Raw genomic sequence first — 1,512 nt, 5'->3', positions numbered from 1 at the left:
TGTCCGTCGTCAGAGTTTTTGGAACCAAGAGCTGCTTAATCTAAGAGAGAGTTTGGCTCATCTGGTTGCTGTGATTATGCGGCGTGCTGGCAGTGATGCAAGCGTCGCGTTTCGAGCGTCTTTCGTTTGATCCTTTCCCGTTGTTTTAGAATGGCTTTGTCACGACCGAAGTAGACATCGGATGGCGTGACGTTGTTCAGACTCTCGTGGTATCGCTGATGATTGTAGTGATCAACGAAGGCTTCAATCTGGGCTTCAAGATCGCCGGGCAGGAAGTAGTTTTCCAACAGGATGCGGTTCTTGAGGGTCTGGTGCCAACGCTCGATTTTGCCCTGGGTCTGGGGATGATACGGCGCTCCGCGAGAGTGCTTCATACCCTTGACCTGCAACCATTCAGCGAGATCGCCAGAGACATAGCTGGAGCCATTGTCGCTGAGCAGGCGTGGCTTGTGAACGACGTGAACCAGATCGCAGCCAGATGCCCGCAAAGCCAGATCCAGGGTATCAGTCACGTCCTCGGCCTTCATGTTTGTGCACAGTTTCCACGAGATGATGTACCGGCTGTAGTCGTCCAGGATTGTGCTGAGATAGAACCAGCCCCAGCCGAGAACTTTGAGGTAGGTGAAGTCGGTCTGCCAGAGCTGGTTGATTGCCGTGGTCTTGTCGGTGAACTCGCTGGCTGCCTTGATGACGATGAAGGCCGGGCTGGTGATTAGATCGTGGGCTTTCAACACGCGATAGACAGAGGATTCTGAGACAAAGTATCGTTCCCGATCCGTGAACGTCACCGCCAGTTCCCGTGGCGACAACTCAGTCTCCTTCAGCGCCAGCTTCACGACCTTGCGGCGCACCTTGTCAGGAATCCGGTTCCAGACGTGTTTTGGCTTGGGGGATTGGTCCTGCAGCCCGGCCTCACCAAGCTTTAGGTACCGATCATACCAACGGTAGAATGTCGTGCGGGGAAGACGCAGTTTGGTCAGTGTCTGACGCGCTGATAAGTGCGACCCCTCGACTAGTCGGATGATCTCCAGCTTCTCGGATGCAGCATACCTCATTCTTGGTCGCCCCCACCGCCTGTCATGCTTTTTTTGAGCAAACGGAGTTCGAGCGTCTGCTCCGCCACGACCTCCTTCAGGTCCCGAGCTTCGCGGCGCAGATCCTTGACCTCGTCGGTCGTCGCAGCACGCGCGGTGTCGCCCGCCAGACGCCTCTTCCCGGCCTCCATGAAGTCCTTCGACCATTTGTAATAGATGCCCTGCGAGATGCCCTCACGGCGGCACAGTTCGGCAATGCTGTCTTCACCACGCAAGCCATCCAGGACGATCCGGATCTTCTCTTCGGATGAATACTGCTTGCGCGTCGCCCGTTTGATATCTTTGACGATCTTCTCGCCAGGACTTTTGCGGTTTCCAGTTGTCTGTCTCATCTTCCACTCCTCAGTGGTTACGATGAGCCAACAACCCTCTCTTATCAAATTGCCCTAGTTGGACCCATAGGCGCTGACGTCAGACA

General features: G+C 55.3%; 1 protein-coding gene. It reads right to left on the bottom strand.

Annotated features, from left to right (window positions below):
• Positions 1 to 74: 74 nt before the first annotated feature.
• A protein-coding gene (locus BCF46_RS19585; RefSeq protein WP_121028468.1) for an IS3 family transposase occupies positions 75 to 1,426 on the bottom strand; the annotation gives its coding sequence in 2 pieces (ribosomal slippage) (positions 75 to 1,090 and positions 1,090 to 1,426; 1,353 coding nt in all).
• Positions 1,427 to 1,512 lie beyond the last annotated feature (86 nt).

Origin of the sequence: Litoreibacter meonggei (assembly GCF_003663885.1) — a bacterium.
GTDB classification, from domain to species: Bacteria; Pseudomonadota; Alphaproteobacteria; order Rhodobacterales; family Rhodobacteraceae; genus Litoreibacter; species Litoreibacter meonggei.
This window is presented reverse-complemented; position numbering and strand designations above follow the sequence as displayed.